Source organism: Aquabacterium sp., from assembly GCF_021768455.1.
GTDB lineage: Bacteria > Pseudomonadota > Gammaproteobacteria > Burkholderiales > Burkholderiaceae_C > Aquabacterium.
Window position 1 is genome coordinate 1 of the sequence record NZ_JAIZVX010000046.1, and the last position, 26,504, is coordinate 26,504.

At 69.4% G+C, this 26,504-nt stretch carries 24 protein-coding genes; 6 read left to right on the forward strand and 18 right to left on the reverse strand.

The window, feature by feature from the left end; translation table 11 throughout:
* The 16 genes from QZ994_RS08165 to QZ994_RS08240 form a co-directional block, all read right to left on the reverse strand.
* Positions 1-266 (reverse strand): hypothetical protein (locus QZ994_RS08165; RefSeq protein ID WP_290870789.1); only part of this gene is annotated, 266 nt, incomplete at its 3' end.
* Positions 267-277: 11 nt separating this feature from the next.
* Positions 278-4,738, reverse strand: a complete 4,461-nt coding sequence (locus tag QZ994_RS08170) for a PilC/PilY family type IV pilus protein (protein ID WP_290870791.1) — start codon at positions 4,736-4,738, stop codon at positions 278-280.
* Between the two features lie 20 nt (positions 4,739-4,758).
* Positions 4,759-5,439, reverse strand: a complete 681-nt coding sequence (locus QZ994_RS08175) for a pilus assembly protein PilX (RefSeq protein WP_290870793.1) — start codon at positions 5,437-5,439, stop codon at positions 4,759-4,761.
* Positions 5,440-5,450: 11 nt separating this feature from the next.
* Complete coding sequence (locus QZ994_RS08180) at positions 5,451-6,608, reverse strand: PilW family protein (RefSeq protein WP_290870795.1); 1,158 nt, start codon at positions 6,606-6,608, stop codon at positions 5,451-5,453.
* 1 nt (position 6,609) lies between these two features.
* Positions 6,610-7,032 (reverse strand): prepilin-type N-terminal cleavage/methylation domain-containing protein, encoded by a 423-nt coding sequence (locus tag QZ994_RS08185; protein WP_290870797.1) that lies wholly within the window; start codon positions 7,030-7,032, stop codon positions 6,610-6,612.
* 9 nt (positions 7,033-7,041) lie between these two features.
* Complete coding sequence (locus tag QZ994_RS08190; protein WP_290870799.1) at positions 7,042-7,680, reverse strand: GspH/FimT family pseudopilin; 639 nt, start codon at positions 7,678-7,680, stop codon at positions 7,042-7,044.
* An 8-nt stretch (positions 7,681-7,688) separates the two neighbouring features.
* Entirely contained in the window at positions 7,689-8,198 is a 510-nt protein-coding gene (locus tag QZ994_RS08195; protein ID WP_290870801.1) for a type IV pilin protein, read from the reverse strand.
* A 199-nt stretch (positions 8,199-8,397) separates the two neighbouring features.
* Complete coding sequence (locus tag QZ994_RS08200; protein WP_290870803.1) at positions 8,398-12,207, reverse strand: PilC/PilY family type IV pilus protein; 3,810 nt, start codon at positions 12,205-12,207, stop codon at positions 8,398-8,400.
* Positions 12,208-12,220: 13 nt separating this feature from the next.
* Positions 12,221-12,865: a pilus assembly protein PilX gene (locus QZ994_RS08205; RefSeq protein WP_290870805.1), complete on the reverse strand. Its 645-nt coding sequence runs from the start codon at positions 12,863-12,865 to the stop codon at positions 12,221-12,223.
* A complete protein-coding gene (locus tag QZ994_RS08210; protein ID WP_290870806.1) occupies positions 12,865-13,962 on the reverse strand; it encodes a PilW family protein in 1,098 nt (365 codons plus the stop codon). The genes QZ994_RS08205 and QZ994_RS08210 overlap by 1 nt, the downstream gene beginning before the upstream one ends.
* A 41-nt stretch (positions 13,963-14,003) precedes the next feature.
* Complete coding sequence (gene pilV / locus QZ994_RS08215; protein WP_290870807.1) at positions 14,004-14,471, reverse strand: type IV pilus modification protein PilV; 468 nt, start codon at positions 14,469-14,471, stop codon at positions 14,004-14,006.
* A complete protein-coding gene (locus QZ994_RS08220) occupies positions 14,468-15,049 on the reverse strand; it encodes a GspH/FimT family pseudopilin (protein WP_290870808.1) in 582 nt (193 codons plus the stop codon). Before QZ994_RS08220 ends, pilV begins: the two co-directional genes overlap by 4 nt.
* A gap of 10 nt (positions 15,050-15,059) precedes the next feature.
* Positions 15,060-15,491, reverse strand: coding sequence for a type IV pilin protein (locus QZ994_RS08225; RefSeq protein WP_290870810.1), 432 nt, complete (start codon positions 15,489-15,491; stop codon positions 15,060-15,062).
* Between the two features lie 279 nt (positions 15,492-15,770).
* A complete protein-coding gene (locus tag QZ994_RS08230; protein WP_290870812.1) occupies positions 15,771-16,628 on the reverse strand; it encodes a sulfurtransferase in 858 nt (285 codons plus the stop codon).
* A gap of 49 nt (positions 16,629-16,677) precedes the next feature.
* Entirely contained in the window at positions 16,678-17,634 is a 957-nt protein-coding gene (locus tag QZ994_RS08235; RefSeq protein WP_290870814.1) for an alpha/beta fold hydrolase, read from the reverse strand.
* Positions 17,635-17,737: 103 nt separating this feature from the next.
* A complete protein-coding gene (locus QZ994_RS08240) occupies positions 17,738-18,721 on the reverse strand; it encodes a tetratricopeptide repeat protein (RefSeq protein ID WP_290870816.1) in 984 nt (327 codons plus the stop codon).
* A gap of 62 nt (positions 18,722-18,783) precedes the next feature.
* On the opposite strand from QZ994_RS08240, the gene purE reads away from it, so the two are divergent.
* The 4 genes from purE to QZ994_RS08260 all read left to right on the forward strand — a co-directional run bounded on the left by purE (position 18,784) and on the right by QZ994_RS08260 (position 22,849).
* Positions 18,784-19,320, forward strand: coding sequence for a 5-(carboxyamino)imidazole ribonucleotide mutase (gene purE / locus QZ994_RS08245; RefSeq protein ID WP_290870817.1), 537 nt, complete (start codon positions 18,784-18,786; stop codon positions 19,318-19,320).
* Positions 19,317-20,489, forward strand: coding sequence for a 5-(carboxyamino)imidazole ribonucleotide synthase (locus QZ994_RS08250; RefSeq protein WP_290870819.1), 1,173 nt, complete (start codon positions 19,317-19,319; stop codon positions 20,487-20,489). Before purE ends, QZ994_RS08250 begins: the two co-directional genes overlap by 4 nt.
* Positions 20,490-20,543: 54 nt before the next feature.
* The gene (locus QZ994_RS08255; protein WP_290870821.1) at positions 20,544-21,602 is read left to right on the forward strand and encodes an L-threonylcarbamoyladenylate synthase; all 1,059 of its coding nucleotides are present in this window, start codon (positions 20,544-20,546) and stop codon (positions 21,600-21,602) included.
* Positions 21,603-21,703: 101 nt separating this feature from the next.
* Positions 21,704-22,849 carry an SGNH/GDSL hydrolase family protein gene (locus QZ994_RS08260; protein ID WP_290870823.1) on the forward strand — a complete coding sequence of 382 codons (1,146 nt, stop codon included), beginning with the start codon at positions 21,704-21,706 and terminating at the stop codon, positions 22,847-22,849.
* 148 nt (positions 22,850-22,997) lie between these two features.
* Here QZ994_RS08260 and QZ994_RS08265 read toward each other — a convergent pair whose 3' ends face one another.
* Both QZ994_RS08265 and QZ994_RS08270 read right to left on the reverse strand, forming a co-directional pair.
* Entirely contained in the window at positions 22,998-23,309 is a 312-nt protein-coding gene (locus QZ994_RS08265) for a SemiSWEET family sugar transporter (RefSeq protein ID WP_290870831.1), read from the reverse strand.
* Between the two features lie 116 nt (positions 23,310-23,425).
* Positions 23,426-24,988, reverse strand: a complete 1,563-nt coding sequence (locus QZ994_RS08270) for a D-alanyl-D-alanine carboxypeptidase (RefSeq protein WP_290870825.1) — start codon at positions 24,986-24,988, stop codon at positions 23,426-23,428.
* 63 nt (positions 24,989-25,051) lie between these two features.
* On the opposite strand from QZ994_RS08270, the gene tsaB reads away from it, so the two are divergent.
* Complete coding sequence (gene tsaB, locus QZ994_RS08275; RefSeq protein ID WP_290870827.1) at positions 25,052-25,834, forward strand: tRNA (adenosine(37)-N6)-threonylcarbamoyltransferase complex dimerization subunit type 1 TsaB; 783 nt, start codon at positions 25,052-25,054, stop codon at positions 25,832-25,834.
* A gap of 11 nt (positions 25,835-25,845) precedes the next feature.
* Positions 25,846-26,358 (forward strand): ribosomal protein S18-alanine N-acetyltransferase, encoded by a 513-nt coding sequence (gene rimI / locus QZ994_RS08280; RefSeq protein ID WP_290870829.1) that lies wholly within the window; start codon positions 25,846-25,848, stop codon positions 26,356-26,358.
* The last annotated feature ends 146 nt before the right edge of the window (positions 26,359-26,504 follow it).

A 26,504-nucleotide genomic window follows, 5' to 3' on the forward strand; every position in this document is an offset into this window, starting at 1 on the left:
GCCTGGGGCTCGGTGGCTTCGCTGTCGGCCGCGATGCCCGATGCCATCGGCACCTCGGGCGCACGCCAACGCACCAGCATGGCGGGGAGAGGCATGGCCTCCCTGTGCATCAGGCCTGCCTGCAGGGTCTGCGCATGGCCTGCACGACCAGCTGCGCCGCCACCCGCACCCCCGCCATCGGGCCACACCAGGCTGCCCAGCAGCAGGCCGTGCAGGCACAGGGCCGAGGTGGCCGAAGCGAGGAGGGCGGGCGACAGGCTGAACATGGTCGCTGTGATCAGTTCTGCAGTTCGCGCCAGGAGGTGCGGTGCGGCACGCTGCCCGCGGCGCCCGCACCGGCCGAGGGGGTGCGGATCTGCAGGGTGGCGTTGCTGGCCGGGATCAGCAGGCGCGAGCTGCCGTCGCTGAGCTCGACCCAGGTCAGGCCCATGCCCAGGAAGTTGCCCTGCTTCTCGCCGGCGGTGCTGCCATCGGCGCTGGCGGCGCCACCGGAGTTGAGGTTGAAGTAGTAGAGCCAGGATTCGCCCGAGGCGGCGCAGGTCGCGGTCGAGGGGGTGGCGGTGAGCACGGCCAGGGTGTTGTACTGCAGGGCCATGTCGACCGAGACGCGCTCGCCGCTCTGGGGCAGGTCCATGTACCAGCCGATCTTGTTGCCCCAGTCCACCGGGCTGTTGCTCACGGTGGCGGTGTTGCCCGATGCGGTCAGCGTCTGCTGCACGATCTGGGTGCTGCCGCGCAGGGTGCCCCAGCCGCTGGCGGTCAGCGGGTCCTTGATGGCGTAGACGGACTGGGTGGTGGTGTCCTTCAGGTCGCTGCTGCCCAGGTAGCGGCCGGAGGCGGTCAGGACCACGGGGTAGGTGCTGCCGCCGTAGTTGACCTCGGCCAGCTCGATGCGGGTGCTCACGGGCTGGGCCTTGCCGCTGGTGGTTTCCAGCTTGGCCAGTCGCAGGGCGGCGTTCTTGGGCTCGGTCAGGCCATCGGTGTCGAAGCGCCAGACGTTGCCCAGCAGGTCGCCGCCATAGAAGCGCAGGGCGGTGTTGTTGCTGGGGTCGGTGACCCAGGCATTGAGCTTGACCAGGCCGCTGGGCGTGTCGCTGCTGCCGGCCTTGGTGGTGCCGGTGGTGTAGGTGGGGATGTCGAGCAGCTTGGCGCCGGTGAGGGCGTTGAGCATGTAGAGGTGGCCGTTGCCGTCGCCGCCGTTTTCGTGGTTGTTGGCGCCCGAGCCGAACACGACCACCCAGGTGCCATCGGCCCGCTTGGTGACGATGGGGGTGCCGTGGGTGTAGCCGAGGTGGGCGTCGGTGAACTCCCACAGGGCGACGGGGGATTCGGGGTTGGTGATGTCGAGGGCGTAGTAGCCCTTGCCGCCTGCGCCCAGGCCGCCGACCAGGATGGTGCGCCAGACGCCATCGGCACGCTTGACGTCGGCGACCACGGGGGCCGCGTCCACGTAGAACTGGTGGCGGTGGGCGTAGTCGCTGTCGGCCAGGCGGTAGAGGTTGGGGATGACCTGGCTGGGCACGAAGGACCAGAGTTCGGTCCCTGCGTCGACGCTTTTCTGGGCCGAGAAGGCGTGCAGCATGCCGTCGTTGGCGGCCACGTAGAGCATGGGCTTGCGCGAGACGTTGGCGGTCTTGTAGGCGGCATAACCCAGGTCGCCGTAGTCGAACACCGGCACGCCCACGAAGACGGGGGAGCCGCCCACGATGTCGCCCAGGCGGCTGACGCGCTTGCGGTAGAGCGGGTAGGTGTTGCCCGAGCTGATCTCCATCGACGGGTCGCCGCGCAGGTAGTTGACCAGGTTGGTGCCCAGGTTGGCGCGGCCCAGGGGCGAGAGCGTCTGGCCCGGGGGCACGGTGCTGCTCAGGCCGCTGCACTGTGCGGGCTGAGGGCTGCGGTTGCAGAAGTCGCTGACGTGGCTGCCGAGGTTGTCGGTGTCGAGGTTGGCGTAGGTGAAGTTCACCAGGCTGTGCGTGGTGGTGCCCTCCTGCGAGGTGCTGCGCATGTAGTAGACCTTGCGCGTGGCGGCCGTGGTGCTGGTGAGCGTGTTCAGGCCGGCGCTGGCCGACCAGGCGTTGTTGAGGGTGACGTTGCCGCGGTTGTCGTAGGTGAAGTCCTGGGCGACGACCTCGCCGGTCCAGTCCTGCGTGGTGTAGGAGGCCAGGTAGACCTGGTCGGTGCCGGAGACGGGGCGCAGCGAGCTGGTGGCGGCCGAGGTGCCGGCGCCGTTGGCCTTGTCCACGTCCTGGAAGATGCCGTTCAGGGCGTTGGACAGGGCGGTGGGGTCGGCGGCCGAGAAGTAGCGGCCACGGCCGTTGATGGCGGCGTGCCAGAGGTCGTCGATGTTGGGGGCCTCTTCGCCGTTGCCAGGCGCGGGCCACATGATGCTGCCGTTGGTGAGGCTGACGTAGGTGCCCGAGGTCTGGGTCTGGTAGTTGGCGTCGTAGGCCAGGGTGCCGCTCACGCCCATGCCGATGGTGAAGGTCGTCATGTGCTGGCGGGTGTTGCTGTCCAGGCCGGAGGCGGTCACGTCGGCGCCGCAGCCGTCGTCGCCGGTGCTCAGGGTGCAGTTGCCCAGGGTGCTGCTGCGCAGGGGGCCGCTGTAGTAGTACTGGGCCACGTCGGCAAGGGTGTTGGTGTGGCCACCGCTGTAGGTTTGGGAGGTCACGGTGGGCTCACCGTAGTCCACGGTGGGCGTGACCAGGTTGGTGGGCGTGTCGGTGGGCGAGCCGTTGAAGGGGCTGCCGGAGGGCGCCTCGGTGGTGTAGCGCTGGCTGGCGGTCAGCAGGCTGCTGGCGCAGTAGGTGTAGCCGGATCCTGTCACGTTGGCGTAGGTGCCGGGCTCGATGGGCTTGCTGGTGTCGACGGAGACGCCGCTGTCGCTTTCGGTGGCCGAGATGGTGCGCTGCTCGACGGTGTTGTCGCTGGTGACCGTGCCATTGCTGGTGACCACGGTGCGGGTGCTGGTGGTCACGGCCGAGACCACGCGGGTCTGCTTGGTGTAGCTGACCTGGGTGCGCTGCTGGCGGTAGGCCACGTAGCGGTACTGTGTCTTGCTGCAACTGCCGGCACCTTTGGTGCCTGTGCCGGTGTAGGCGATGCGTTCATAGACCTGGTTGACGGGCGTGCTGGTGACGATCTGCAGCCGCGGCGAGGTGGTCGTGGTGACGGTGACGGTGGTGAGGACCACGGCGGTGCCGTCGTACATCGGGCGCTTTTCGCTCTTGTCGGTGTTGCCGACCAGGGTGGTGTTGTCGAGCTGGTAGGCCCCGTAGTTGCCGCTGGCGCCCTGGTTGGTGATCTCCGAGCCGGTGTTCCAGTAGCCGTCGGTGGAGAGCACGCTGTAGTTGCGCTGGCAGGCGTACTGCACCGGGTCGGCGGTCTGGCCCGACACCTTGTTGGCGTAGTAGCGCCCGGCCTTGGACAGCGCCCCGCGCAGCGGTGTGTTGCTGTTGGGCGGCGTGCGGAACAGGTGGCCAAAGAACTGGATCTTCTGGGTGCTGTCGAAATCGCCCACGTTGAGGAACTTGGCCGCCCCCACGGTGGGGTCGCTGATGCGGCTGAAGCCCACGCGCTTGTAGTCGTCCAGACCGGAGAAGGCCTGGCTGGCCGCCGTCTTCATCGTGTAGATGCGCTTGCGGTAGAAGGCGTACCAGTTGGCGTAGCGCGTGGCGCTGGTCGAGCTGCTGCCCACGGTGACCAGGGTGAACACGCTGTTGCCCGGCGAGTTGCCGACCTGGCTCATGCACTGCTGGTAGAAGTCGGTGCTGCTGTCGACGCCCGTGCTGGTGTAGCGCCAGTTCAGCGCAGGCTGCGGTGTGGTGCTGCTGTACTGGTAGTAGGTCGCGTTCACCAGGGATTTGGTGACCAGCTGGCTGACGTGCCAGTTGGCCGCGCTGCCCGTGCTGCTGTGGAAGTCGGTGCCGGCGGTGCGCGAGACGGTGAGGGTGTCGCCACTCTTGGCGGTGATGGTGCCGGTCATCCACGCGGCGGCGTTGGCCTGGCTCTGGATGCCGATGCGCTGGCCCACGGCCAGGTGGCTGCTGGGGGTGACCGTGAGCGTGATGCTGCCGCTGTCGCCCAGCGTGAGGTTGGTGGTGCTGCGGGCGATGGGGGCCACGTCCCAGCTGTTGTAGCTGGCCGTGCTGGAGGTGGAGGCATAGCCCCGCATCACCGTGATGGTGGTGCCGCTGATCTGGGTGATCTGGCCGGTCATCCACACCGCGTTGTCGCTGCGCGAGACGATGCTGATCTGGTCGTTGACGTTCAGGTTGCTGACAGAGCCGACCGAGAAGCTGATGGCGCCCGAGTCGTTGACGCTGAAGCTGTTGCTGCTGGTCGTGGCATAGGTGCTGCTGAACGAGGGCTTGAGCGTGGGCGCAAAGCCGTTGTGCCAGGAGGCGTCCAGCGACATGCTGGGGAAGCTGCGGCCGTCGTGCGTCTTGGGCGTGGTGTAGTCGAGGTTGGGGTTGAAGGCCACGCCATTGCACTGGGCCGATTTGTAGCCGTAGGTGCCGCTGTTGGACATGTCGTCCGGCATGAACTCCCAGTCCATCGAGCCCGAGTCATCGAGGATGAACAGGATGTTGGGTTTGGCCAGGGTCTTGGAGGTGATCAGGGGCACCTGCGAGATGTCGGTGGCCGCAGCGCGGCTCGCCTGGCCGGGCAGCAGCCCGAGACCGAGTCCGAGCAAAGGGGCCAGCAGCGTGCCGAGCAGGGTGGTGCGTGTGTGCTTCATGGTTCACCTCTGACGGTGCTTCAAAAGTGGACGATCGTTTCGGTGAAGCTCACCGTGTTGCGTTCGCCGACCACGCGCACGATGACGCGGAAGTAAGGGCTGGCGGCGTTGCCGAAGCGCGCGTAGTCCGCGTAATCGAGCTTGCCGCGTTTGGTGGAGCTGCTGCCGCTGGTGGTGGTTGGCATGGCGCAGGTCTGGGTGTTCACGGCGCCGTTGCTGCGGCACATGCGGAAGATGGCGTACTGCGTGGTGGTGCCGGTGCTGGCGTCGCTGGCCACGGTCACGGGCTGGTAGTCGCAATGGGCGCGGTTGGTGGTCACGTGGGTGCAGTTGGCTTCCCAGGCGATGAGCAGGCGGTTGGGCGCGTTGCTGCCGGTGGTGATCTGCTGGCCGGTGGCGTCGAGCAGGTTGTTGTCCACGCTGGCGTAGTAGCCGGAGGCCGGGGTGTCGGCCTCGGTGCTGGCCAGGGCCTGCAGGGCGGTGATGGCCGTCTGGGTGGCGGTTTCGGCCGATGCCGTGGTGCTTTGCTTGAAGCCCAGGTTGCCCAGCACCAGGGTGCCCGTGCCCACCGAACGCACCAGGGCGACGCCGGCCAGCGACAGGGCCACCAGGGCCAGCAGCGCGAAGATCAGCGACAGGCCCGCCTGATGGGACTTGGCGGATGCGGCGGCGGTGGGGGCGGCGTTGCGGGTGCGGTGCATGGCGCAGGCCCTCAGGAGTTCCACAGCAGGTTGCGAAGCGGGATGACGGTGTCGTAGACGCGGTAGCGGTGGTGCTGCCAGTTGGCGTCCCCATCGACCTTGAGTTGCACGCAGTTGCTGCTGTTGGCGTTGAGGCAGGTCACGCTGGTGGCGGTGGTGTCGACGATGGTGGCGTTGCTGCCCAGGTCCCACTGTGGCTGGGTGTCGGTCACGACCTCGCGCTCCACATTGGCGCTGCGCGCGACGACGACCAGGCGCACGCTCATCACCTGCTGCCAGCCGGTGAAGGTGGTCGGGGTGGCATCGGTGTAGGTGTCGACCAGGCGGTCGCCATCGGTGTCGATGCCGTAGAGGGCCTGCAGGTTGACGATCTCGGAAAACAGGGCGCGTTCGGGTGAGAGCCCGTTGGCGCTTGCATTGGTTTCGGTGCCGCTGGTGGCCGTGAGTTCGTTGTAGACCAGGCTGGCGTTGTTGATGCGGAAGATGCGGTTGACCATGCTGCCCAGGTTGACCATGGTCGAGCCCGAGGCGTAGCCATTGGTCGGCATGATGGCCGCGCGGGTGGCGCTGCTGCTGGGGTTCCAGGGGCCGCCCGTGACGTGGGGGATGATGGTGTCGCCCACGGTGTAGGAGGCGTCTTCCGCCACCTGCATCAGCGCGCACTGCAGGCCGGTGCCGTAGGTGCTGGGCACGGCCACGACCAGGTCGGCGGCACCGGTCCCGAAAGCCGATTTCACGGTGGCGTAGTTGTCGGCCACGGCGTGCGGTGCGGTCGTGACCACCGGCACCGAAAACCCGCCCTTGGCGCTGCTGAGCACGCGGATGGTGTCGGGTGCGCCGCTGGCGCCCTGGGTGATGACCACCGGTGCGAGCGGGAAGCTGCCCACGGTGTTGTTGTAGGCGTAGTTGACGGTGCAGCCCAGGGCACTGGGGTTGACGGCCAGGCCGTAGCCGGCACTCTGGATGTCGCGCTGCAGGCTGAACAGGGCCAGGGCCCCGTTGACCTGGGCGTCGGCGCCCGAGGTGGTGGCGCGGCGGTTGCCTTCAGCCTTGACCATGACCTGCGCCACGATGATGGTGGTCAGCATGGCCAGCAGCAGGCCGACCATCATCTCCACCAGCGTGAAACCACGCTGGCCTTGCGGCGAGGGGGAACGGGGGGCGCACATGTCAGCGGGCCGGGCGGATGGTGGTCTGGGTGGTGTAGGTGTGCACGTCACCCTGGGCCGTCTGCCAGGCCAGGGCGATGGCCACGTCGCCGGTGTTGCTCACCGTGATGGTCTGGGCCTGGCCTGCGCTGCCGGGCAGCACCGAGGCCAGCTTGTCGCGCCACTCGGCGCACGGTGCATAGGTGATGGGGCAGTTGTGGTACGAGGCCAGGTTGCCCAGGTCGCTCCACATCAGGGCCTGCAGTTCCGTGGCCAGGTAGGCGGCATCGGTGCGGTCCTTGGCCGCAGCCTGGGCCCGTGTCATCTTGCTTTGCAGGCCGATCAGGGCCAGCACGCCGATGGCGAAGATCACGGCGCTGACCAGCACCTCGATGAGCATGAAGCCGCGCTGGCGGCGTGAACGGGGCAGGGTGGGGTGGGGCATGGCAAGGCCTCAGAAGGCGCACAGGCGCGGGTCATCGGACGCCGTGACGGCCGGGTCGCACATGCGCACCTGGCCGGCCGGGGTGAGCTCGACCCGCAGGGCGCGGTCGGTGCTGGCCGTGCTGCCGCTGGGGTAGCTGATGTCGAGTCGTTGGATGTCGCTGGCGACGTTGCCGACGCGCCCGAAGGCGTCGAAGGTCACGCTCTGGGCGGCCGTGCTGCCATCGGGCAGGGTCGCGACGATGGCGATGCCGCCGCCCCCGTCGCCGGCGCTGTGGGCAGCGATCAGGCGCGGGGCGCTCGTGGACGAGGCTGCCGCGCCGCAGGCCCCGCTGGGGTCATCCAGGCTGACGACCCAGGAGGTGCCGGTGTCGGACAGGGCGCACTGGTCGTCCATCACGCTGTCGTCATTGAGCTCGACCAGCCAGAAGGTGACGGGGGTGTTGCGGCGCACGGCCTCGGTGCGGGCGCGCTGCAGGCCGGTCTGCATGGCCTCGGCCTGGTTGCGGATGCGGGTATTGCGCAGCCAGGCGCTCACGTCGGGCATGGCGGCGGCCAGCATCAGGCCGGCGATGGCCATGACCACGGCCAGCTCGATCAGCGTGAAGCCGCGGACCGGAGACGCAGGGGACGTGTGCGGGTGGGTCATGCGTTGCCTCAATCGCAGTTGGGGCCCTTGCTGGCCCAGCAGCTCAGGGTCACGGTGCTGCCGGCGAACTTGGTGGTGGCCTTGTTGCCGGCGCTGTCGAGGGTGTAGATGTAGGCCCCGTTGACCGCACCGCCGCTGCCCGTGGCCGTGAGGGTGAAGCCCTGGTTGTTGGTGTTGCTGGTGAGCGCGCAGCTGAAGGTGAAGTAGCGAGCGCCGTTGGGCGCAAAGCCGTTCCAGCTGTTGGCCGTGGCCGCGGTGGCGCAGGTGGTGGCCCCGGTGGCGCCGTAGTTCTTGTTGTCGAGGTAGTACTGTTCCAGCTTGAGCCCGTAGTCGGACAGGGCGCTGAAGGCCTCCTGCATCTGGCCGCGCCGGATGTAGGCCGTGTAGGCCGGCAGGGCCACGCTGGCCAGGATGGCGACGATGGCCACGGCAATCATCAGCTCGATCAGCGTGAAGCCGCGGGCCTGCGTGCCCGGCTGTGGGCGCAAGGTGTCGGCCATGTGAAGGTCTGTGTCCATGGAGAAATCATGTGCGTGCAGCGGGGATTCTGGTTGCCGGCCTCTGTGCCGGAAGCCTGGAAAACCGTGTGAAAGCCCACGCAATCCGGGCGGCTTACCTTTGCTTACGGGTGCGGTCCGCCAGCCGTCTGGCGGGCCCTTGCCGTTCGTCGGCAGAGGGCGACCGCACTTCGCGGCCCGATGGCGATCAGGCCGCTTCTCAGTTCACCAGTTCGCGCCAGGACACGCGCTTGAGGCCGCCGGTGCTGGCGGTGGGTGAGGCGGGCGAGTTGGTCTGCCGGACCGTGTCGCCATCGGTGGTCTTGGTCAGCACGATGGCCTTGCCGGTGCTGTCGTACACCACCGAGACCCCGCTGATCATGGTGTTGCCCTGGTACATGGGGGCGATCTCGGTGTAGCCGTCGGCCAGGCTCAGGTAGTAGAGCCAGGAGGTACCACCGGTGGCCCGGCAGGAGGCGGTCGAGCTCGGGATGTTGGTCGCGACCACCAGCGTGGAATAGGCGATGGCCATGTTGGTGTTGACGCGTTCGCCTTCCAGCGTGCCGGTGCTGCTGGGGCGCAGGTCCAGCATCCAGCCGGCCTTGTTGGCCCAGTCGACCTGGGTGCTGCTCGTGGCCGTGCGCGTGAGCGAGGTGCCGCTGCCCGAGGTGGTGACCGATTTGCTCACCAGCTTGCCCCCGGCGCGGATGTCGCCCCAGCCTGTGGTGTCGAGCTTGTCCTTGATGGCGTAGACGGTCTGCAGCGACTTGTCGCTCACATCGGTGCTGTGCAGGTAGCGACCGGTGCCCACCATGACCACCGGGTAGGTGGTGCCACCATAGGTGACCGAGCCCAGTTGCGGCTTGACGGTGATGGGCTGGGGTGTGGTCGACGAGACCGTGAGCGTGGCCACCGGCGCCATGGTGCCGGCGTTGATGTTGAAGCGCCAGACGTTGCCCAGCAGGTCGCCGCCGTAGATGCGCTGGGCGGTGTTGTCCTTGGTGGAGTCGACCCAGGCGTTGATGGGCGCCAGCCCGCTGGGCGTGGTCGACGAACCGGTGGCGGTGGAGATGGGCGAGCCGGTCTTGGCCACGCCGGTGTAGGCGTCCAGCACATAGAGGTAGCCGATGCCGCTGTTGTTGTAGCCCGAGCCAAAGGCCACCACCCAGTCGCCCGAGCTGTTCTTGGTCACCACCGGGTTGCCATAGGTGTAGCCCAGGTTGGTGTGGGTGTACTCCCACAGCGGGATGGGGGTGGCCGGGTCGGTCACGTCGAGCGCGTAGTAGGCCTTGCCGCCCTTGTTGAGGCCGCCCACCAGGATGGTTTTCCAGCTGCCGCTGACCTTGATGTCGGCGATCACGGGGCTGCCATCGACCGTGTACAGGTGGCTGTAGTTCTTGTCGGCCAGCTTGTAGAGGTTGGGCATGACCGCGTTGGGCACAAAGGCCCACAGCTCTTTGCCGGTGAGGGCGTTGAAGGCGTGCAGCATGCCGTCGTTGGCGGCCACGTAGACCACCTTGGTGCGGCTGCTCTGGGTGCTGACGAAATCGCTGTAGCCGCTGTCGCTGTAGCTGAAGGGGGGCTTGCCGGCGTAGGCCGGCGTGCCGTTGGCGATGTCGCCCAGCGCGGCATAGCGCAGGCGGTACAGCGGGTTGCTGCCGTTGCTGGCCTCGTAGCTGATGTCGCCGCGCAGGTAGTTCACCAGGTTCTTGCCGGTGTTGGCCAGCGTTTTCTGGGCGCTGCTCAGTGCCGTGCATTGCGAGAGCGGATCCGTGCTGCGGCTGCAGGAGGTGGTGAACTTGCCGTCGCTGTCCAGCCCGGCCGATTGCAGCTCGCTGTAGGTGAAGGCCTTGAGCGCCTTGGTGCTCGGGTGCATGAAGTAGATCACCCGGTCGTCGTTGCAGTTGCTGTACTGCGAGAGGCACTGCGCCGAGGTGACGCCGGTGGCGGGCGCCGTGCGGGCGTTGCGGTTGGCCAGGGTGTCGAGCTGGGCCTGGGCTGTCCAGGTGGTGGTGGTCGCGACCGTGCCATCGCTGGCGATGGCGTAGGCCGAAAGCTCGCCCACCCAGCGCCCGCTGATGTAGCTGCCCGCGTAGACGTAGTTGGCGTCGGTGCTGGAGAGCTGGAAGGCGCTCACCGCCGCGGCCGAACCGGAGCCCTCGGTCTGCACCAGCTTGCCCACGGTGCTTTCCAGCGCCGTGGCCAGCTCGGTGGCGTTTTGCGCCCCGTAATACAGGCCCCGGCCGTTGACGGCGGCGTGCCAGAGGTCGTCCACCCGGGTGGCGTTTTCCAGCAGGGGGGCGGGCCAGTTCTTGGTGCCGGCCTTGATGGCGGCGTAGTCGCCCGTGGTCTGGCTGCTGTAGTCCTTGCTGTAGTTCAGGGTGCCACCCACGCCCAGGCCCAGGGTGTAGGTGATCATGTTCTGGCGGCCCACGGTGCCGATGTCGGTGGTGGCCGTGCTGTCGTTGGTGCAGACGTCGGTGCCGGTGGGGCAATTGCCCCAGAGCGTGGCGTCGCGCAGGTCGGTGACGTAGAAGTACTCGGCCACGTCGGCCAGGGTGCCGGCGGTGCTCAGGCCATCGAGCATGGGGCGCACTTCGGGGCTGCCGTCGGTGTTCCCGATGATGCTGCCCGTGCCGGTCTTGGCCAGGCCTGCGGGCGCGCTGGCGTCGTTCCAGTAACCGTCGGTGGTCATCACCGTGTAGTTGCGCTGGCAGGCCGCGGTCATGGGGTCGGTCTGGCCACCGAGCTTGTTCGCGTAATACAGGCCCATCTGGCCCAGGCTCTGCCGCAAGGGGGTGCCGCCCGAGCCGTAGTAGTTGTTGCCATAGAGGTGGGCGTAGAAGTTGTACTTCTGGCCCTGGGTGGTGGCGGTCACGTCTTCGGTGAAGGGCGCGACCTGCAGGAAGTAGTCGCTGTTCACCGTGGTGTCGAAAGCGTGGCTGATCTTGGTGATGCCGACCCGGTAGGTGCTTGGGATGGTCAGCAGCGATTTGCCCGTGGCCGTCTTCATCAGCAGCAGGCGCTCGCGGTAGTACTGGTACCAGTTGGCGTAGTTCTGCCGGGCCGCGATGGCTGCGGCCGAACTGCCCGTGGTGGTGATGCTCACCGCGGTGAATTTGCTGTCACCGGGTTCACCCGAGAGCAGGTTCGGGTGGCTCAGGCATTCTTTGGCATAGGTGGTCGTCAGGTCGGGGTTGCCCTGGGTGAGGCCCGATGCGATGTAGGTCCAGCCCATCTTGGTCTGGCTGCCGCTGTAGGTGTAGTAGGTCACGGTGCCCAGGTTGCTGGTGCTGGGGGCGAACACCTCCCAGGTGCTGTTGCTGGCGCCGTCCTTGCCGGTGTAGAAGCTGACGGTGAAGGTGTAGGTGTAGGTGGTTTGCTCGCGGATGCAGTACCACAGGAAGTAGGCTGTGCACTCGGTGGTGCTGCTCACGTTGGTGACGGTGCCCAGCATCCAGCGGCTGTAGTTGCTGGTGTCCCGCACGACGATGGTGCTGCCCACCGAGAGGTTGGCGTTGTCTCCGCTGTCGAGCTTGATCGATTTGCTGCCGCTGCTGTAGGTCAGCGAGGCGCTGCTGGCGGTGGCGGTGTTGCCGCTGCCACCGCCACGGCCCCCGGTGCCACCCGGAGCCGTGGGGTTGAAGCCGTCGTCCCACACGGCTGTGTAGCTGGCAGCGGGGTAGAGCGAGCCATCCCATTTCGGCGGCGGGTCGTAGGTCTGCGTGGGGTCGTAGGCCAGGCCATTGCATTGGGCCGAGCGGTAGCCGTAGGTGGTCGAGTCGCTCACCGGGCTCAGCGTGAGGTCGCCGGCCTGTGCCGCGCCGGGCATGTAGTCCCAGTCCATGCTGCCCGAGTCGTCGATCACGAACATCAGGTTGGGCGGCGCCGTCGAGGTGCCCGCCTGCGTGGCCAGAGGCTCGTCGTTCAGGCTGGTCAGGGCGGCCTGGGTCGATGGCAGGCACAGCGCCATGAGGCTCAGCGTGGCCACCAGGGCCTGTTTGCATCGGTGGATCAGGGGCTTGTTCACGGTGGGCTCGGCTTCACAGTTGCACGATGGTTTCGGTGAAGGACGCGGTGTCGCGCGGACCGGTGATGCGCACCACGATGCGGTAGTAGATGGCGGTGTTGGCCTCGGGCGCACCGGGGTTGGCATAGTCCAGGCCGCTCTTGCTGCCATCGCTGCTGCTGGCGGCATCCAGCGGGCGACTGCAGGTGGTGGCGGCCGTGTCGGCACACAGGCGCAGGATCACGTAGCTGGCCCCGCTGCCATTGATGTCGGCCACGGCCTTGGGGGTCAGCGTGCAGGATGCGAAGGTGCCACTGTCGGCGTAGGTGGTGCAGCCCTGGCCGTCCCAGTTGACCAGGGTGCGGGTGGTGGCCGTCGACTGAAAGCCGGTGGCATCGAGCGTGGCCGCGGTGGTGGCGTAATAGCCCTGGGCGCTGTTGTCGCTGCTGAGGGTCGTGGCGGCGCTCAGCCAGGCAATGGCCTGGCGCGTGGCCTGTTCGGCCGAGGCCGTGGCGTCCTGCTTGAAGCCCACATTGCCCAGGATCATGGTGCCGCTGTTGACCGATCGAACCAGGGCCAGCGCAGCCAGAGAAAGCGAGACCAGGGTGATCAGCGCAAAGATCAGCGAGGCGCCGGATTGCCGATGCCATCGGGGGGAAGGGAGGGTGTCGTGTCGCATCACCGGGTCCACAGCATGTTGCGAAGGGGGATGATGGTGTCGAAGACCTTGTAGCGGTAGCTCTGCCAGCCGGTGCCGGCCCCGCTCACGTTGATGCGGATGCACTTCTGGGTGCTGCTGAAGCTGCAGGCCACGGCGCCGGTGGTGATGCCGTCGACCACCCACTCCACGCCGTTGGCGGAGGTGATGGTGCTGGCCACGCCATTGACGGCCTCGTACTGCGCGCTCTGTGCCACCACCGCCACGCGCAGCGCGACCACCTGCAGCCAGCCGGCATTGGTGGTGGGCGTGGTCGCATCGAACACGTCGATGGTGCCGTTGAGGTCGGTGTCCTTGCCGTAAAGCGCCTTGAGCTGCACGATCTGCGGCGCGATGGTCATGGTGCTGGTCGTGCCATTGCTGGCCAGCAGGTCGGTGGCCTGCAGCGCCTTGTTGGCGTTGACCGCATAGGTGCGCGGCAGCCCCGTGCCCAGGTTGACCAGGTGGCTGCCCGAGGCATAACCCGCCGTGGGCAGCATGGCCGAAGAGGTGGCGTTCCAGCCGCCCAGGCTGGCCAGGTGCGGCACCTGGGTGGTGGTGAAGGTGGTGCTGCTGTCGGCTGCGATGGCCAGCATCGAGCACCAGGCCGTGCTGCTCCAGGTAGCGGGTACCGCCACGAAGAGGTCGCCAGCGGTGGCGCCATAGCTGGTGGTCACCTGGAAGGCGCCGCCGGTCTGGGTGTGGTCTGCCGTGACCTTCATGGGCACGGCGTAGGTGACCTTGTTGCTCTGCCACAGCGTGAGGGTGTCGGGCGTGGCGCCACTGCCGAAGCTGATCAGGGCGGGCACCAGCGTGAGCGTGGTTGCACCCGGCGAGGCCCCGCTGCCGTATTGCGCCTTGACCGTGCACCCCAGGGCCGCAGGCCGGGCGGTGAGGCCGTAGCCCGCCATCTGTGCATCGCGCTGGATGGCATAGAGCGCCAGCGTGCCATTGACCTGGGCGTCGCTGCCGCTGGCCGTGGTGCGCTTGTTGCCTTCGGCGGCCAGGAAGACCTGGCTCATCACCAGCACCGTCACCAGGCCCAGGGCCACGCCGATCATGAGCTCGATCAGGCTCATGCCTTGAGCCTGTGTGCGGCGCAGTGGCCCCCTTGGCGACCTCACGAGGCCCCCTTCACGGTGGTCACCGTCTGGTAGGTGTGGGTGCTGCCGCCGGGCAGCTGCCAGGTCAGGGTGATGCTCACGTCGCCCGTGCTGGTGGTGGGCGTGAGCGTGGCATTGCCCGAAGGCAGGGCCGTCTTCATCTTGTTGAGCCAGGTGTTGCAGGCGGTGTGGCCCGTGCAGTTGCCGCTGGAGGTCGTGGCGCTGTACTGGTATTGCGCCAGGTTGGCGATGTCGGCCCACATCAGGCCCACCAGCTCGCTGGCCAGGTAGCTGGCGTCTGCGCGGGCCTTGGCCTCGGTCTGGGCGGTGGTCATCTTGGCCTGCAGGCCGACCAGGCCCAGGATGCCGATGGAGAAGATCACCACGCTGATCAGCACCTCGATCAGCATGAAGCCCCGGCCGCGCAGGCGCGGGGAGGTGGGGCGGCAGAGACCCTGGAGGCGGGCAAGGTGGTGGCGGTTCATGAGCAGTACCGCGTGTCGGTGACGGTGGTGATGGCCGGGTCGCAGACCTTGACCTGCCCGCCGCTGTTGACGGCCACCCGCAGCGCCAGCGTGCCGCTGCTGCCGCTCACGTTGACCTGCAGGATGGGGGTGGTGTTGGTGATCTGCCCGAAGCCGTTGAAGGTGATCTGGTTGGCCGCGCTGCTGCCATTGACGGCGCTGAGCGTCACGTTGCCGCCGCCGTCGCCGGCCAGGGCGGCCTTGAGCTGTTTGGTCGAGCTGCCCGGTGCGCACTTGCCCGCCGGGCTGGTGCTGCCCAGGGTCACGACCCAGGAGCCGCTGCTGGCCGAGAGCGCGCAGCCGTTGTCCATGCTGCTGGTGCTGGTGGTGCTGACCAGCCAGAAGCTCACGGGGCGGTTGCGGCGCACGGCCTCGGCCTGGGCGTACTGCATACCGGTGGCGATCGAGCTGGCCGTGTTGCGGATGCGCTGGTTGGCCAGCCACACGCCCACGCTGGGCATGGAGGCGGCCAGCAGCAGGCCCATGATGGCAATGGTCACCACCACTTCAATCAGGGTCAGGCCATGTGGGCGGCGCATGCAGGCGTCCTCAGCACTCCGAGGTCGACTTGGTGAGCCAGCAGCTCTTGCCGGTCACGGTGCTGCCCTTGAAGGAGGTGGTGGCCTTGCTGCCGTCCTGGGTGATCGTGTAGACGTGGCCGGCCGAGGCCTTGCCCGTCACGCCCGTGGCGGTGAAGGTGTAGGTGCTGGCCGTGCCGGTGCAGGCGAAGCTGAAATAGCTCGTGGCCGTGATGCTGGTGCCGCAGGTGGTGCCGCTGCTGACGTAGCTGCGGTTGTCCTGGAAGTACTGTTCCATCTTCACCTGGGCGGTGGACAGGCCGCTGAAGGCATCCGACAGGGTGCCGCGGCGCACGTAGTCGGTGTAGGCGGGCAGGGCCACCGAGGCCAGGATGGCGACCACGGCCACAGCGACCATGAGTTCGATCAGCGTGAAGCCCTGGTGGCGGAGGCGCGCATGCATGGGACAAACCTTTCAGGAACAGCGGGAGCCGGCCAAGTCGCGGCCCCGATGGCAATACCTGGGTTTGTATCGGAACGACCGCCTGGGCAATGGGCGGTAAACAGCGGCTTTCGGCCTCCAAATGATGGCGTGCGGGTGGGCAGACAGTCCTTCGCCTGTGCCCCTGCCGCGTGACGGATGCCACGCCGAGGGCCGCCGCATGCGGGATTGCGGCAGGCAGGGCGCCGCCTGCCCGCGCACGGCCGGGCCGTTCGTCTGCCCTGGGCGACCGCTGGGGCCTCAGCCCCGGGCCACGGGCCGTTCAGGGGCGGCGCACCACTCGCTCCAGGAGCCGGCGTACAGCCGAGCCCCGGGCAGACCGGCCACGGCCATGGCCAGCAGGTTGTGGCAGGCCGTCACGCCCGAGCCACAGCTGTGCACGGCCTCATGGGCCGGGCGCCCACCCAGCAGGGCCTCGAATTCCGCCTGCAGCGCGGCCGGCGCCTTGAAGCGGCCATCGGCCGCCAGGTTGAGCTGGAAGAAGCGGTTTTGTGCCCCGGGGATGTGGCCGCCCACCGGGTCCAGAGTTTCGTTTTCGCCGCGGAAGCGGTCGGCCGCGCGGGCGTCGATCAGCAGAGGGGTGTCGGTCTGGCCCAGGTGGGCCAGCAGTTCGTCTGCGCGCACCAGGCTCTCGGGCAGCGGCACCGGGGGCACGACGCGGAGTGGGCGCGGGGCCTCTGCCGTGTCCACAGGGCCCCCTGCGGCCTGCCAGGCGGGCCATCCGCCGTCGAGCACCTGCACCTCGGCATGGCCCCACCAGGTGCTCAGCATCCACCACAGCCGGGCGGCGAACATGCCGCCGGCCGCGTCGTAGGCCACCACGCGGGTGTGGGGCTGAAGGCCCCAGCGGCCCAGGGTGGCCGAGAAGGCCTCGGGGCTGGGCAGGGGGTGTCGGCCGTTGGCGCCGGTTTTCGGGCCGGAAAGGTCGGTGTCGAGATGGGCGTAGACCGCCCCTGGCAGGTGGCCTTGGGCGAAGGCGGCCTGGCCGGCGCCGGTGTCGGCCAGGTTGAAGCGGCAGTCCAGCAGGAGCAGGTCGCCGGCATCGGGCGAGCGCAGCAGGGCGAGGAGTTCGGGGGCGCTGATCAGGGGTGTGGGCATGGCGTTGGGCGGGCGGTGGGATGCCGCATGGTGCCATGGCGAGCGGGCATCAGTTGCCCTGGGCCAGTGCCGCCTCGATGGCCTCGGCCACGGCTTCCGGCGCCTCGTGCACCAGCCAGTGCGTGGCCTGGGGCAGGCGCTTGACCGTGAGCGTGTGCACGTGCTGGTCCAGGCCCTCCAGCAGGCTGGGCGGCAGGGCCGTGTCGGCCTCCCCCCAGACCACGGTGGTGGGCACGCGCACGGTGAGCAGCGCCTCGGGCAGGCTCAGGGTGTGGAGGGCGTCTTCGGGCGAGGTGGGCGGGTGCAGGGGCGAGGCCCGGTAGTAGTTCAGCGGCCCGGTGAGCGGGTGGCGGGCCGTGGCCACGCCGGGCACGGCTTCGGGCGGGGTGCTCCAGGCCTCGCGGTAGCGCTCGCGCAGGGCGGGCGTGAGCCAGCGGGCGCCACCGAAGCGCTCGAAGAAGGGCCACATCTGCGCGAAGTCGTCGGCGGCGAGCTGGGCCTCGATGCCGGGCGTGCGCAAGGTGTTCATGTAGGCGCTGGCGGCCTGCTGGGCCGGGTCGTCGCGCAGGGCCTTGAGGAAGGCGCCCGGGTGGGGGGCGTTGAGGATCACCAGCCTCTCCAGCGCCTGCGGGGCCGTGGCCGCCAGACCCCAGGCCAGGGCCCCGCCCCAGTCGTGGGCGATGACCGCGGCGGCCTGGCCGCCCTGTGATTCGATCAGCCCGGTCAGGTCGCCCAGGATCACGTTGGCGCGGTAGGCGGCCACGTCCATGGGGGCATAGGAGCCGGGGTAGCCGCGCAGATTGGGCGCCACGCAGCGGTAGCGGTCTGCGAAGCGGGCCATGAGCCCGTCCCACACGAAGGCGGCCTCCGGGAAGCCGTGCAGGAACAGCAGCAAGGGCGCCCCCATGGGCCCGGCCACGCGGCAGTTCAACCAGGGGGCGGGCGCCCCGGGCGAGGGTGAAGGCAGGTGGATGCGTTCGGTGTGGATGGGTGGGGCGTCGGGCATGAACCCATTCTGGTGGATGGCCCCCGCCGCCGGCAAGGCGCCGCCCCTGCGGTTTACCCCGCTTTACGCGCCCGGTTCAAACCGGCTGAAGGCCGCGCGGGCCTCAGTTCAGCGCCATGCTGAGCTTGCGGCGGTAGCTGTCGATCACCGGGTTGGCCGGGGCCACCTCCACCTTGCCGGCGATCTCCAGCTTGGGGGCTTCGGGCGCGGCACCCGGCGCGCGTGGGGCAGCGGGCTTGGCCGGGGCCGGCTTGGGCAGGGGCTTGCTCATCACCTCGAGGATGGCGACGTAGGTCTTGCGCGGCAGTTCCTCGTTCCAGGCCTTGTCGCGCATGATGATCTCCAGCAGCTCCTCCATGGCCTGGGTGGGCTGGCCGGCGGCCCAGAAGATCTGGGCCAGCTCGAAGCGGGCGGCGAAGTCGCGTTTGTTGGCCTGGATGGCGGCGTCGAGTTCCTGCGGCGCGCGGGCCTGGCGGGCGGCGATGCAGGCGGCCAGGTAACGGCTGAAGGCCAGCACGCGGGGCTCGGGCAGGGGGCCGGTGGCGCGGCCGGCAATCGGCAGGAACACGGCCTTGGCCTCCTCCAGGGCGCCTTCTTCCAGCAGCAGTTGCAGCAGCTCGTAGCGGGCCTCGTCGTTGGACGGGTCTTTCTCGAGGGCGTCGCGCAACAGCGCTTCGGCCGAGGCCGGCTCGCCGGCTTCCAGCAGGGCTTCGGCCTGTTCCACCTCTTCGGCGGCCGCGATCTGGCCTTCGCCGGGCACGTGCTTGTCCAGGAATTCGCGGATCTTTTCGGCGGGCAGGGCGCCCACGAAGCCGTCCACCGGCTGGCCGCCCACGAACATCACGCAAAACGGGATGGAGCGCACGCCGAACATCTGCGAAAGCTGGCCTGCGATCTCCTGCTGCTCGTCGGCATTGACCTTGGCCAGGATGAAGCGGCCTGCGTATTCCTCTTCCAGGCGCTCCAGCACGGGGCCCAGCTGCTTGCAGGGGCCGCACCACTCGGCCCAGATGTCCAGCAGGATGGGCACCTGCATGGAGCCACCAATCAGGTCGGATTCGAAGTTTTCGAGCGTGATGTCGATCATGTTGTGCCGGGTCAGGTGGGGCAGCGCCTAAAATTCACCCTTTGACGATTGAGGAGCCAACCGTGTCGGATGCGAAAGGCGCAAGCCAGGTGAAAGTGGGTGTCGTGATGGGGTCCAGCAGTGACTGGGACGTCATGCGCCATGCCGCCGACATTCTGACCGAGTTCGGCGTGCCTTTCGAGGCGCAGGTGGTCTCGGCCCACCGCATGCCCGACGACATGTTCCGTTATGCGGAAGCCGCAGCCGACCGCGGTCTCGTCGCCATCATCGCCGGTGCCGGCGGGGCGGCCCACCTGCCGGGCATGCTGGCGGCCAAGACCACGGTGCCCGTGCTGGGCGTGCCGGTGCCCTCGCGCCACCTGCAGGGCGTCGACTCCCTGCACTCCATCGTGCAGATGCCCAAGGGCATCCCGGTGGCCACCTTTGCCATCGGCACGGCCGGCGCCGGCAACGCGGCCCTGTTTGCCGTGGCCATGCTGGCCGGGCAAGACCCCGCCCTGCGCGCCCGGCTCGACGCCTTCCGCGCCCGCCAGACCGAGGTGGCCCGCGCCATGACCCAGGATCTGACCCTGCCCGTTTCGGAAGGTGGCAAGGCATGAGCGTCCAGAAAGACGTGATCCTTCCCGGCGCCACCCTGGGCGTCATGGGCGGCGGCCAGCTGGGCCGCATGTTCGTGCACGCCGCTCAGAGCATGGGCTACCGCACGGCGGTGCTCGATGCCGACGCCACCAGCCCCGCCGGTCTCGTGTCCCACGCCCACATCCAGACGCCTTACCTCGATGCCGCCGGCCTGGCCGAGCTCGCTCGCGTGGCCGATGCCGTCACCACCGAGTTCGAGAACGTGCCAGCTGCGGCCCTGACGCAGCTGGCACAAAGCCGCCCGGTGGCACCTTCGGGCGAGGCCGTGTCCGTCTGCCAGGACCGCGCCCGTGAAAAGGCCCACTTCGTCGCCTGTGGCGTCGACTGCGCCCCCCACGCCCTGATCGACACGCCCGAGCAGCTGGCCGCCGTGGGCGATGACCTGCTGCCCGGCATCCTGAAAACCGCCCGGCTCGGTTACGACGGCAAGGGGCAGGTCCGCGTCAAGACCCGCGCCGAGCTCATCGCCGCCTGGGACGAGCTCGGCCGCGTCGGCTGCGTGCTCGAGAAGATGCTGCCCCTGGCCTACGAGGTCAGCGTCATCGTGGCCCGTGGCCGCGACGGCCAGGTCGTGCACTTCCCGCTGCAACAGAACCTGCACCGCGACGGCATCCTGGCCGTGACCACCGTGCCCGCGCCCAATGTGACCGATGCCGTGTCGCAGCAGGCCTATGCCTCAGCCCACCAGATCGCCGCCTCGCTGAACTACGTGGGCGTGCTCTGCATCGAGTTCTTCGTGCTGACCGATGGCCGCATCGTGGCCAACGAGATGGCCCCGCGCCCGCACAACTCCGGTCACCACACGATCGACGCCTGCGATGTCTCGCAGTTCGAGCTGCAGGTGCGCGCCATGACCGGCCTGCCCCTGGTCGCGCCCGTGCTGCACAGCCCCTGCCTGATGCTCAACCTGCTGGGGGACCTCTGGTTCCCCGATGGCGTGGCCGAGCAGGTCGAGCCCGACTGGGCGGCCGTGCTGGCCCTGAGCGGCACCCACCTGCACCTGTATGGCAAGACCGAGGCCCGCCGCGCCCGCAAGATGGGACACCTGACCGTCACCGGCGCCACGCCCGAGGCCGCCCGCGAGGTGGCCCTGAAGGCCGCGGCCATCCTCGGCATTGCGCCTTTCTGAGCGCACGGTTGCGCGCTCGCTTCCGCCTTCGCCCTCGACCCTGAGCCCGCCCGCATGCGCCTGTTCGACCCTGCCTCCCAGCCCGACGCCATCGAACAGGCCGCCCAGCGCCTGGTGGATGGTGGCCTGCTCGCCCTGCCCACCGAGACGGTCTATGGCCTCGGTGCCCGCGCCGATGACGACGCCGCCGTGGCCCGCATCTTCGCGGCCAAGGGGCGCCCCAGCGACCATCCCCTGATCGTGCACGTGCCCCACACCGAGGCCGCGCTGGGCTTCGCCACGGCCTTCCCGCCGGCCGCCCAGCGCCTGGTGGCGGCCTTCTGGCCCGGGCCGCTGACCGTCATCGTGCCGCGTGCCCCGGCCATGGCCACGGCCGCGGCCGGTGGGCACGACACCATCGGCCTGCGTTGCCCGGATCACCCGGTGGCCCTGGCCCTGCTCCGTGCCTGCGCCCAGCGGGGCGTGCTCGGTGTGGCCGCGCCCAGTGCCAACCGGTTCGGCCGCATCAGCCCCACGCTCTCGGCCCATGTGGTCGAGGAGTTCCAGGGCCAAGGTGAGGGCCTGGACGAGGTCTGGGTGCTCGAAGGTGGCGCCTGCGACGTCGGCATCGAGTCCACCATCGTCGACTGCAGCCGCGAGCAGCCCGTGCTGTTGCGCCCCGGTCGCCTCACCCTGGCCGAGATCGAGGCCGTGGTGGGTGGCCCGGTGGCCTGGTCCCGCCCTGAGGCCCCCGATCCGGCCGCGCCCAAGGCCTCGGGCACGCTGCTCTCGCACTACGCTCCCCGCGCCAAACTGCGCCTGATGCCCGACGAGCAGATCGAGGCCGGCCTGCAGGTGCTCGAGCCCGAACTGCTGGCCGCCGCCCTGCGCGAGCCGGCCAAGGCGCCCAAGATCGCCGTCTACAGCCGCAGCCTCTGGGCCCGCCGCCCGCCGAGCAAAGGCGTGGTGCACCGCTCCATGCCGGGCGATGCGCCCACCGCGGCCCACGACCTGTTTGCCGACCTGCGCGAGCTCGATGCCATGGGCGTCGAGCTCATCTGGGTCGAGACCCCGCCCGAGGACCCGGCCTGGGACGGGGTGCGCGACCGCCTCAGCCGCGCCGCGGCCGCCTGATCCCTGGGGCCCGTTCGCCCTTCTTTACGTGTCTACATCCGGCCTCGGGTGAACCCGGTTATTCTTGCGGGCTGATCAAGCGCCCCGTTTCTGGAGAGTCCATGTCCCGTTCCTTCGCCTTCCTGTCTTCTTCCAAGCTGCGCCGTGCGGGCGTGGTGGCCGCGGCCTGTGCCGTGGCGCTGGCGACGTCGGTGGCGGTCACGGGCTGCGGTGGCGGCACCCAGTCCAAGAAGTTCGTGCCGACCAAGATCCTGAGCTTCGGTGACGACACCAGCTACCTCAACAGCACGGGCCAGTCCTACACGGTCAATTCGGTCAGCATCAACAGCAGTGGCGCAGCCCTGAAGTCCGACGGCACCACCGTGACCGACACGCCGTCCGAAATGGTCTATTACTGCCAGAACTACCCGATCTGGGTGCAGTCGGTGGCGGCCTATTACGGCTTTGATGGCGAGCAGTGCCCCATCAGCGGTGCCAGCCGCAAGGCCTTCTTCCTGGCCAACGACCCGGGCACCGTGGCCACCGACGCCTCGGGCGCCATCAATGCGACCAATGCCGCCACCGCCGCAACGAACGCCGGCGTGGCCAAGGTGATCCAGACCATCAACGCCAACCTGGGCAACATGGACAAGAACACCATGGTGCTGGTCCTGGCCGGTCAGCCCGATGTGCTCAAGGCCTATGCCGACTACCTGGCCGGCGCCGATGCCAGCACGCTCAAGAGCAACCTGACGGCCCTGGGCGCCAGCCTGGTCGACAACGCCCTTGTGGCCGTGGGCAACACCGGTGCCCGCATCGTGCTCTTGCGCATCCCCAAACTGCGCCTGAGCCCTCTGGGCCTGGCCGGCACGAGCACGACCTCGGGCAACGGTGGCGACACCGACCAGGGCGTGCTCGATGCCCTGGCCTACGCCTTCAACGAAGGCATGACCAACGAGGCCGAGCGCAAGTTCGACGGCCGCCAGCTGGGCCTGGTCCGCGCCGACGACCTGACCCAGACCCTGGTCACCTATGGCTCGTCGACCTACAGCCTGACCAACGTGACCACCCCGGCCTGCACCACGGCCCTGGCCTCGCTCACCGCACCGCTGTGCAACAGCAGCTACGTCAGCGGCAACACCTCCGGCATGGCCAGTTCCACCGGCGGCTCCGCCTTCCTGTGGGCCGACTACACCCACTTCGCACCGGCCGGTCACACCCGCCTGTACAACCTGGTCATGACCCGCATCGCCGCCCAGCCGTTCTGACCGGCCGCGGGGAGGGGGCCTTCGGGCCGCCCTCCCGGCCGCCCTTTCCTGTCATGCCTTGTCAGGCAGACACGACAAAGGCCTGGACGCCAACGCGTTCCAGGCCTTTTGCTTTGCAGGCGGGAAGAGGGGCGGTGTGGCCGGCGGCTCAGGCCTGCAGGGCGGTGGCCTGACGGCCATGCGGTGTGCGGGCCGGGCGCTCACGGTAGACCAGCTTCATCCCCAGGATGGACATGGCCAGGGTCAGGGTGATGGCGTTGGCGATGGTCACCGGCCAGGAGCCGATGGACAGGCCGTAGAGCAGCCACAGCGCCACGCCCGAGGTGAAAGCCGAGTACATGCTCAGCGAGATCCCGCTGACGTCGCGGGTGCGGAAAGTCAGCCAAGCCTGCGGCAGGAAGGATCCGGTCGTGAGGGCGGCGGCGAAGGTGCCGATCCATTCGATGGTTTGGGGGTCGATGGCCGGGGTGAGGGGCAGGTCGGTCACGGGCGGTCTCTCTGGGAGGGGCGTGGCGCGCCCGCTCCTGGGGCGCATGGCCTCTATTTTGCGCCGTTTGCCTGGATTTGTCAGGGTTTCTACCGAGTTTCCTGCGCGCTTTTCACGGGATCACCCTCGTTCGGGGAGGGTGCGTCGTGCAGGGCCCAGGCGACCAGCGCCTCCAGGAGGGGGCGTGCGGCGTCGGCCTGGGGGTGGTTGATCAGGCCGACCACGACCCAGCGCCGGCCCGAATCCCCATCGGCCACGCCGGCGATGCTGGCCACACCATCGAGCGAACCCGTCTTGAGGTGGGCGCGGCCGGCCACGCTGCCCAGGCGCCGCGCCGTGCCGTCCACACCGCTCACGGGCAGGGAGGCCAGCAGCTCCGGCATCACCGGGCTGCGCCAGACCGCCTGCAGCCAGCGGCCCAGGCAGGCGGCGCTGCTGCGCTCCAGGCGCGAGAGGCCGGACCCGTTGTCCAGCACCAGGGCGGGTCCGTCGCAGGGCGAGCGCCCTTGGGCGTCGCGGGTGGCCTCGCGCACATGCTGGCCCAACAGCTCGCGGGCCTGCGCCAGCGTCGCAGGGGGCTGTCCGGGTGCCATGGCGGGTTGGGCCAGGGTGAGGAAGAGCTGGCGCGCCATCACGTTGTTGCTGAACTTGTTGATGTCGCGCACCTGCGGCCCCAGGGCCGGTGAGACCCAGCTGGCCCAGACCGGTGCCGTGGCCGGCCAGTCGCCGGCGCGCACCCGGCCGTGCAGCGTCCCGCCGGCGTCGCGCCACAGACGGGGCAGCAGGCGCTCGGCCAGGTCGGTCCCGCCGCCGGGCCACAGCAGCGGCCAGTCGCGTTCGCCACAGGCCGGGGCGTAGGCGCCCCGCAGCGTCAGGGTCCATGGGGCAGGGTGGCTGGGCCCATTCAACGTGGGGCCGGTCTCGGTGCGCAGGGCCAGGCGGCCGCGCCAGTCGCCGCAGGCCTCGCCTTGCAGCACGACCTCGGCGTCCAGCGTGACGCCATCCAGCGGGGGCGACAGGCTGACCTTTGCCCAGCCTGGGCGCGCGCTGTCTGGGCGCAGGCGCAGCACGATGGCCTGGTGGTTGAGCAGCAAGGCGTCCGGGCCGGCGTTGTAGGGCTTGAGGCCCTGGCCGTCGAAGGTGGTCGGGTCGTGCGGAGGCACGTTGAAGGCGCTGCGGTCGATCAGCAGGTCGCCCTGGATCTCCTTCAGCCCGGCTTCCCGCCAGCGGGCCATCATCAGGCCGATCTGTTCCAGCACCAGGCCGGGGTCGCCACCGCCACGCAGGTGCAGCGGGCCGGCCAGCACGCCATCGGCCGACAGGGGGCCGCCCAGGGCGACATCGGTGTGCCAGGTGTAGGCCGGCCCCAGGCGCTGCAGCGCGGCGCCGGTGGTGAACAGCTTGGCCACCGAGGCCGGCTGGCGCACGGTGTCGGCCTCGTGGGCCAGGCGCGGTGGGCCGTCCTCTGCCGGCAGCACCAGCAGCGACACGGCCGAGGCCGGCAGGCCGCTGGCCTTCAGCGCTGCGGCCAGGGGAGGGGGCAGGGCGCCCGGTGGCGACGGCTCGGCCGCCCGGGCAACGAAGGGGGCGCCCAGCAGGCCCAGCGTCAGCGCGCCCAGCCAGGGGGGCCGCAGCATCCTGTTTTTGTCCATGTCGCCATCATAGAGAGCCGCTCGCCGGGCAGCCGGGCCGGGCCCTTCGCTACACTCCCGCCCATGTCCACGTCTGCCCCCGTCCTGCTCTCGCTCGACACCGCCACCGAACGCATCCACGCCGCCCTCTCTGTGGGCGAGCAGGTCCGTGCGCGCGAGCTGCCCGGCGGTGCCCAGGCCTCGTCCACCCTGCTGCCCGCCCTGGGGGCGCTGTTGAGCGAGGCCGGCCTGGTCTGGGCCGATCTGGACGCCATCGCCTTTGGCAGCGGCCCTGGCGCCTTCACCGGCCTGCGCACCGCCTGCGCCATCACCCAGGGCCTGGCCCTGGGGCTGGAGCGCCCCGTCATCCCGCTCGACACCCTGATGGCCGTGGCCGAAGACGCCCGCCAGCAATCGCCCGAGGCCTGGTTGCCCGGTGACCTGCTCTGGGTGCTGCAGGACGCCCGCATGGGCGAGCTCTACGTCGGCGCCTTCCGTTGGGACGGCCGCAGCTGGCTGGCCGAAGCCACCCCCCAACTCTGGCCGCTGGACGAGCCTGCCCGCCGCTGGGCCATCTCTGCCCCTGAAGCCCCTGAGGGCGCGCCCCGCGTCGCCCCCGGCCTGCGCCTGGCCGGCAACGCCCTGCTGGCCTACCCCGCAGAACTGGCGCCCCTGCTGGCCCCTGAGGCCGGTGTGGGGCGGTGGCCCCGGGCCCAACCGCGTGGCGCCGCCCTGGCTGCGCTGGCCCAACAGGCCTGGGCCCAGGGGCTGGCCGTGGATGCCGCCCTGGCCCTGCCCCGTTATGTGCGCGACAAGGTCGCCCAGACCACGGCCGAGCGCGCTGCCGCCAAGGCCGCAGCCGCCTGAGACGCCCGACCATGCGCGCCCCCGACACCCGCTTCATCGACCGGCCCATGACCGACGCCGACATCGCGGCCGTCATCGCCATGGAGCGCCAGGCCTGCCTGCATCCCAGCCATGCCTGGAGCGACGACAACTACCGCTCCAGCCTGCGCGCCGGCTACTGGGCCCGCGTGCGCTGTGACGCCGACACCGGCCGCGTCTGCGCCGTCATCGTCGCCATGGACGGGGTGGACGAGGTCCACCTGCTCAACATCGCCGTCGACCAGGCCTGGCACGGTCAGGGCATGGCCCGCCAGCTGCTGTCGGTGCTGTACGCGCGCAGCACCCAGCGCCGCGCCGCCCTGGTCTGGCTGGAGGTGCGCCCCAGCAACGCGCCGGCCCGCACCCTCTATGAGCGCGAAGGCTTTGTGCAGGTGGGGGTGCGCAAGGGCTACTATCCGGCTCCCGAAGGGCGTGAAGACGCCCTGGTCATGCGCCGAGAGGTGGCGCTGCCCCCACTCACCGAGGCCCCCGATGCGCTGGACTGAGAACCAACGCGCCATGCTGCGCGAAATGGGCATCCCGGCCTTCTGGCCTGTGGAGGCCGAGCCCGAGGCCGCGCCGGCCAGCGGGGATGCGGCCTCGGTGCCGCCCGCCGTGGTGGCCGCCAGCGACGCCGTGATCGCCGCCGCGC

Excerpts from the sequence above, each read along its gene's own strand:
- QZ994_RS08170 (WP_290870791.1), bottom strand. The coding sequence starts at position 4,738 with ATGAAGCACACACGCACCACCCTGCTCGGCACGCTGCTGGCCCCTTTG.
- QZ994_RS08175 (WP_290870793.1), bottom strand. The coding sequence starts at position 5,439 with ATGCACCGCACCCGCAACGCCGCCCCCACCGCCGCCGCATCCGCCAAG.
- QZ994_RS08180 (WP_290870795.1), bottom strand. The coding sequence starts at position 6,608 with ATGTGCGCCCCCCGTTCCCCCTCGCCGCAAGGCCAGCGTGGTTTCACG.
- QZ994_RS08185 (WP_290870797.1), bottom strand. The coding sequence starts at position 7,032 with ATGCCCCACCCCACCCTGCCCCGTTCACGCCGCCAGCGCGGCTTCATG.
- QZ994_RS08190 (WP_290870799.1), bottom strand. The coding sequence starts at position 7,680 with ATGACCCACCCGCACACGTCCCCTGCGTCTCCGGTCCGCGGCTTCACG.
- QZ994_RS08195 (WP_290870801.1), bottom strand. The coding sequence starts at position 8,198 with ATGGACACAGACCTTCACATGGCCGACACCTTGCGCCCACAGCCGGGC.
- QZ994_RS08205 (WP_290870805.1), bottom strand. The coding sequence starts at position 12,865 with ATGCGACACGACACCCTCCCTTCCCCCCGATGGCATCGGCAATCCGGC.
- QZ994_RS08210 (WP_290870806.1), bottom strand. The coding sequence starts at position 13,962 with ATGAGCCTGATCGAGCTCATGATCGGCGTGGCCCTGGGCCTGGTGACG.
- pilV (WP_290870807.1), bottom strand. The coding sequence starts at position 14,471 with ATGAACCGCCACCACCTTGCCCGCCTCCAGGGTCTCTGCCGCCCCACC.
- QZ994_RS08220 (WP_290870808.1), bottom strand. The coding sequence starts at position 15,049 with ATGCGCCGCCCACATGGCCTGACCCTGATTGAAGTGGTGGTGACCATT.
- QZ994_RS08225 (WP_290870810.1), bottom strand. The coding sequence starts at position 15,491 with ATGCATGCGCGCCTCCGCCACCAGGGCTTCACGCTGATCGAACTCATG.
- QZ994_RS08230 (WP_290870812.1), bottom strand. The coding sequence starts at position 16,628 with ATGCCCACACCCCTGATCAGCGCCCCCGAACTCCTCGCCCTGCTGCGC.
- QZ994_RS08235 (WP_290870814.1), bottom strand. The coding sequence starts at position 17,634 with ATGCCCGACGCCCCACCCATCCACACCGAACGCATCCACCTGCCTTCA.
- QZ994_RS08240 (WP_290870816.1), bottom strand. The coding sequence starts at position 18,721 with ATGATCGACATCACGCTCGAAAACTTCGAATCCGACCTGATTGGTGGC.
- QZ994_RS08250 (WP_290870819.1), top strand. The coding sequence starts at position 19,317 with ATGAGCGTCCAGAAAGACGTGATCCTTCCCGGCGCCACCCTGGGCGTC.
- QZ994_RS08255 (WP_290870821.1), top strand. The coding sequence starts at position 20,544 with ATGCGCCTGTTCGACCCTGCCTCCCAGCCCGACGCCATCGAACAGGCC.
- QZ994_RS08260 (WP_290870823.1), top strand. The coding sequence starts at position 21,704 with ATGTCCCGTTCCTTCGCCTTCCTGTCTTCTTCCAAGCTGCGCCGTGCG.
- QZ994_RS08270 (WP_290870825.1), bottom strand. The coding sequence starts at position 24,988 with ATGGACAAAAACAGGATGCTGCGGCCCCCCTGGCTGGGCGCGCTGACG.
- tsaB (WP_290870827.1), top strand. The coding sequence starts at position 25,052 with ATGTCCACGTCTGCCCCCGTCCTGCTCTCGCTCGACACCGCCACCGAA.
- rimI (WP_290870829.1), top strand. The coding sequence starts at position 25,846 with ATGCGCGCCCCCGACACCCGCTTCATCGACCGGCCCATGACCGACGCC.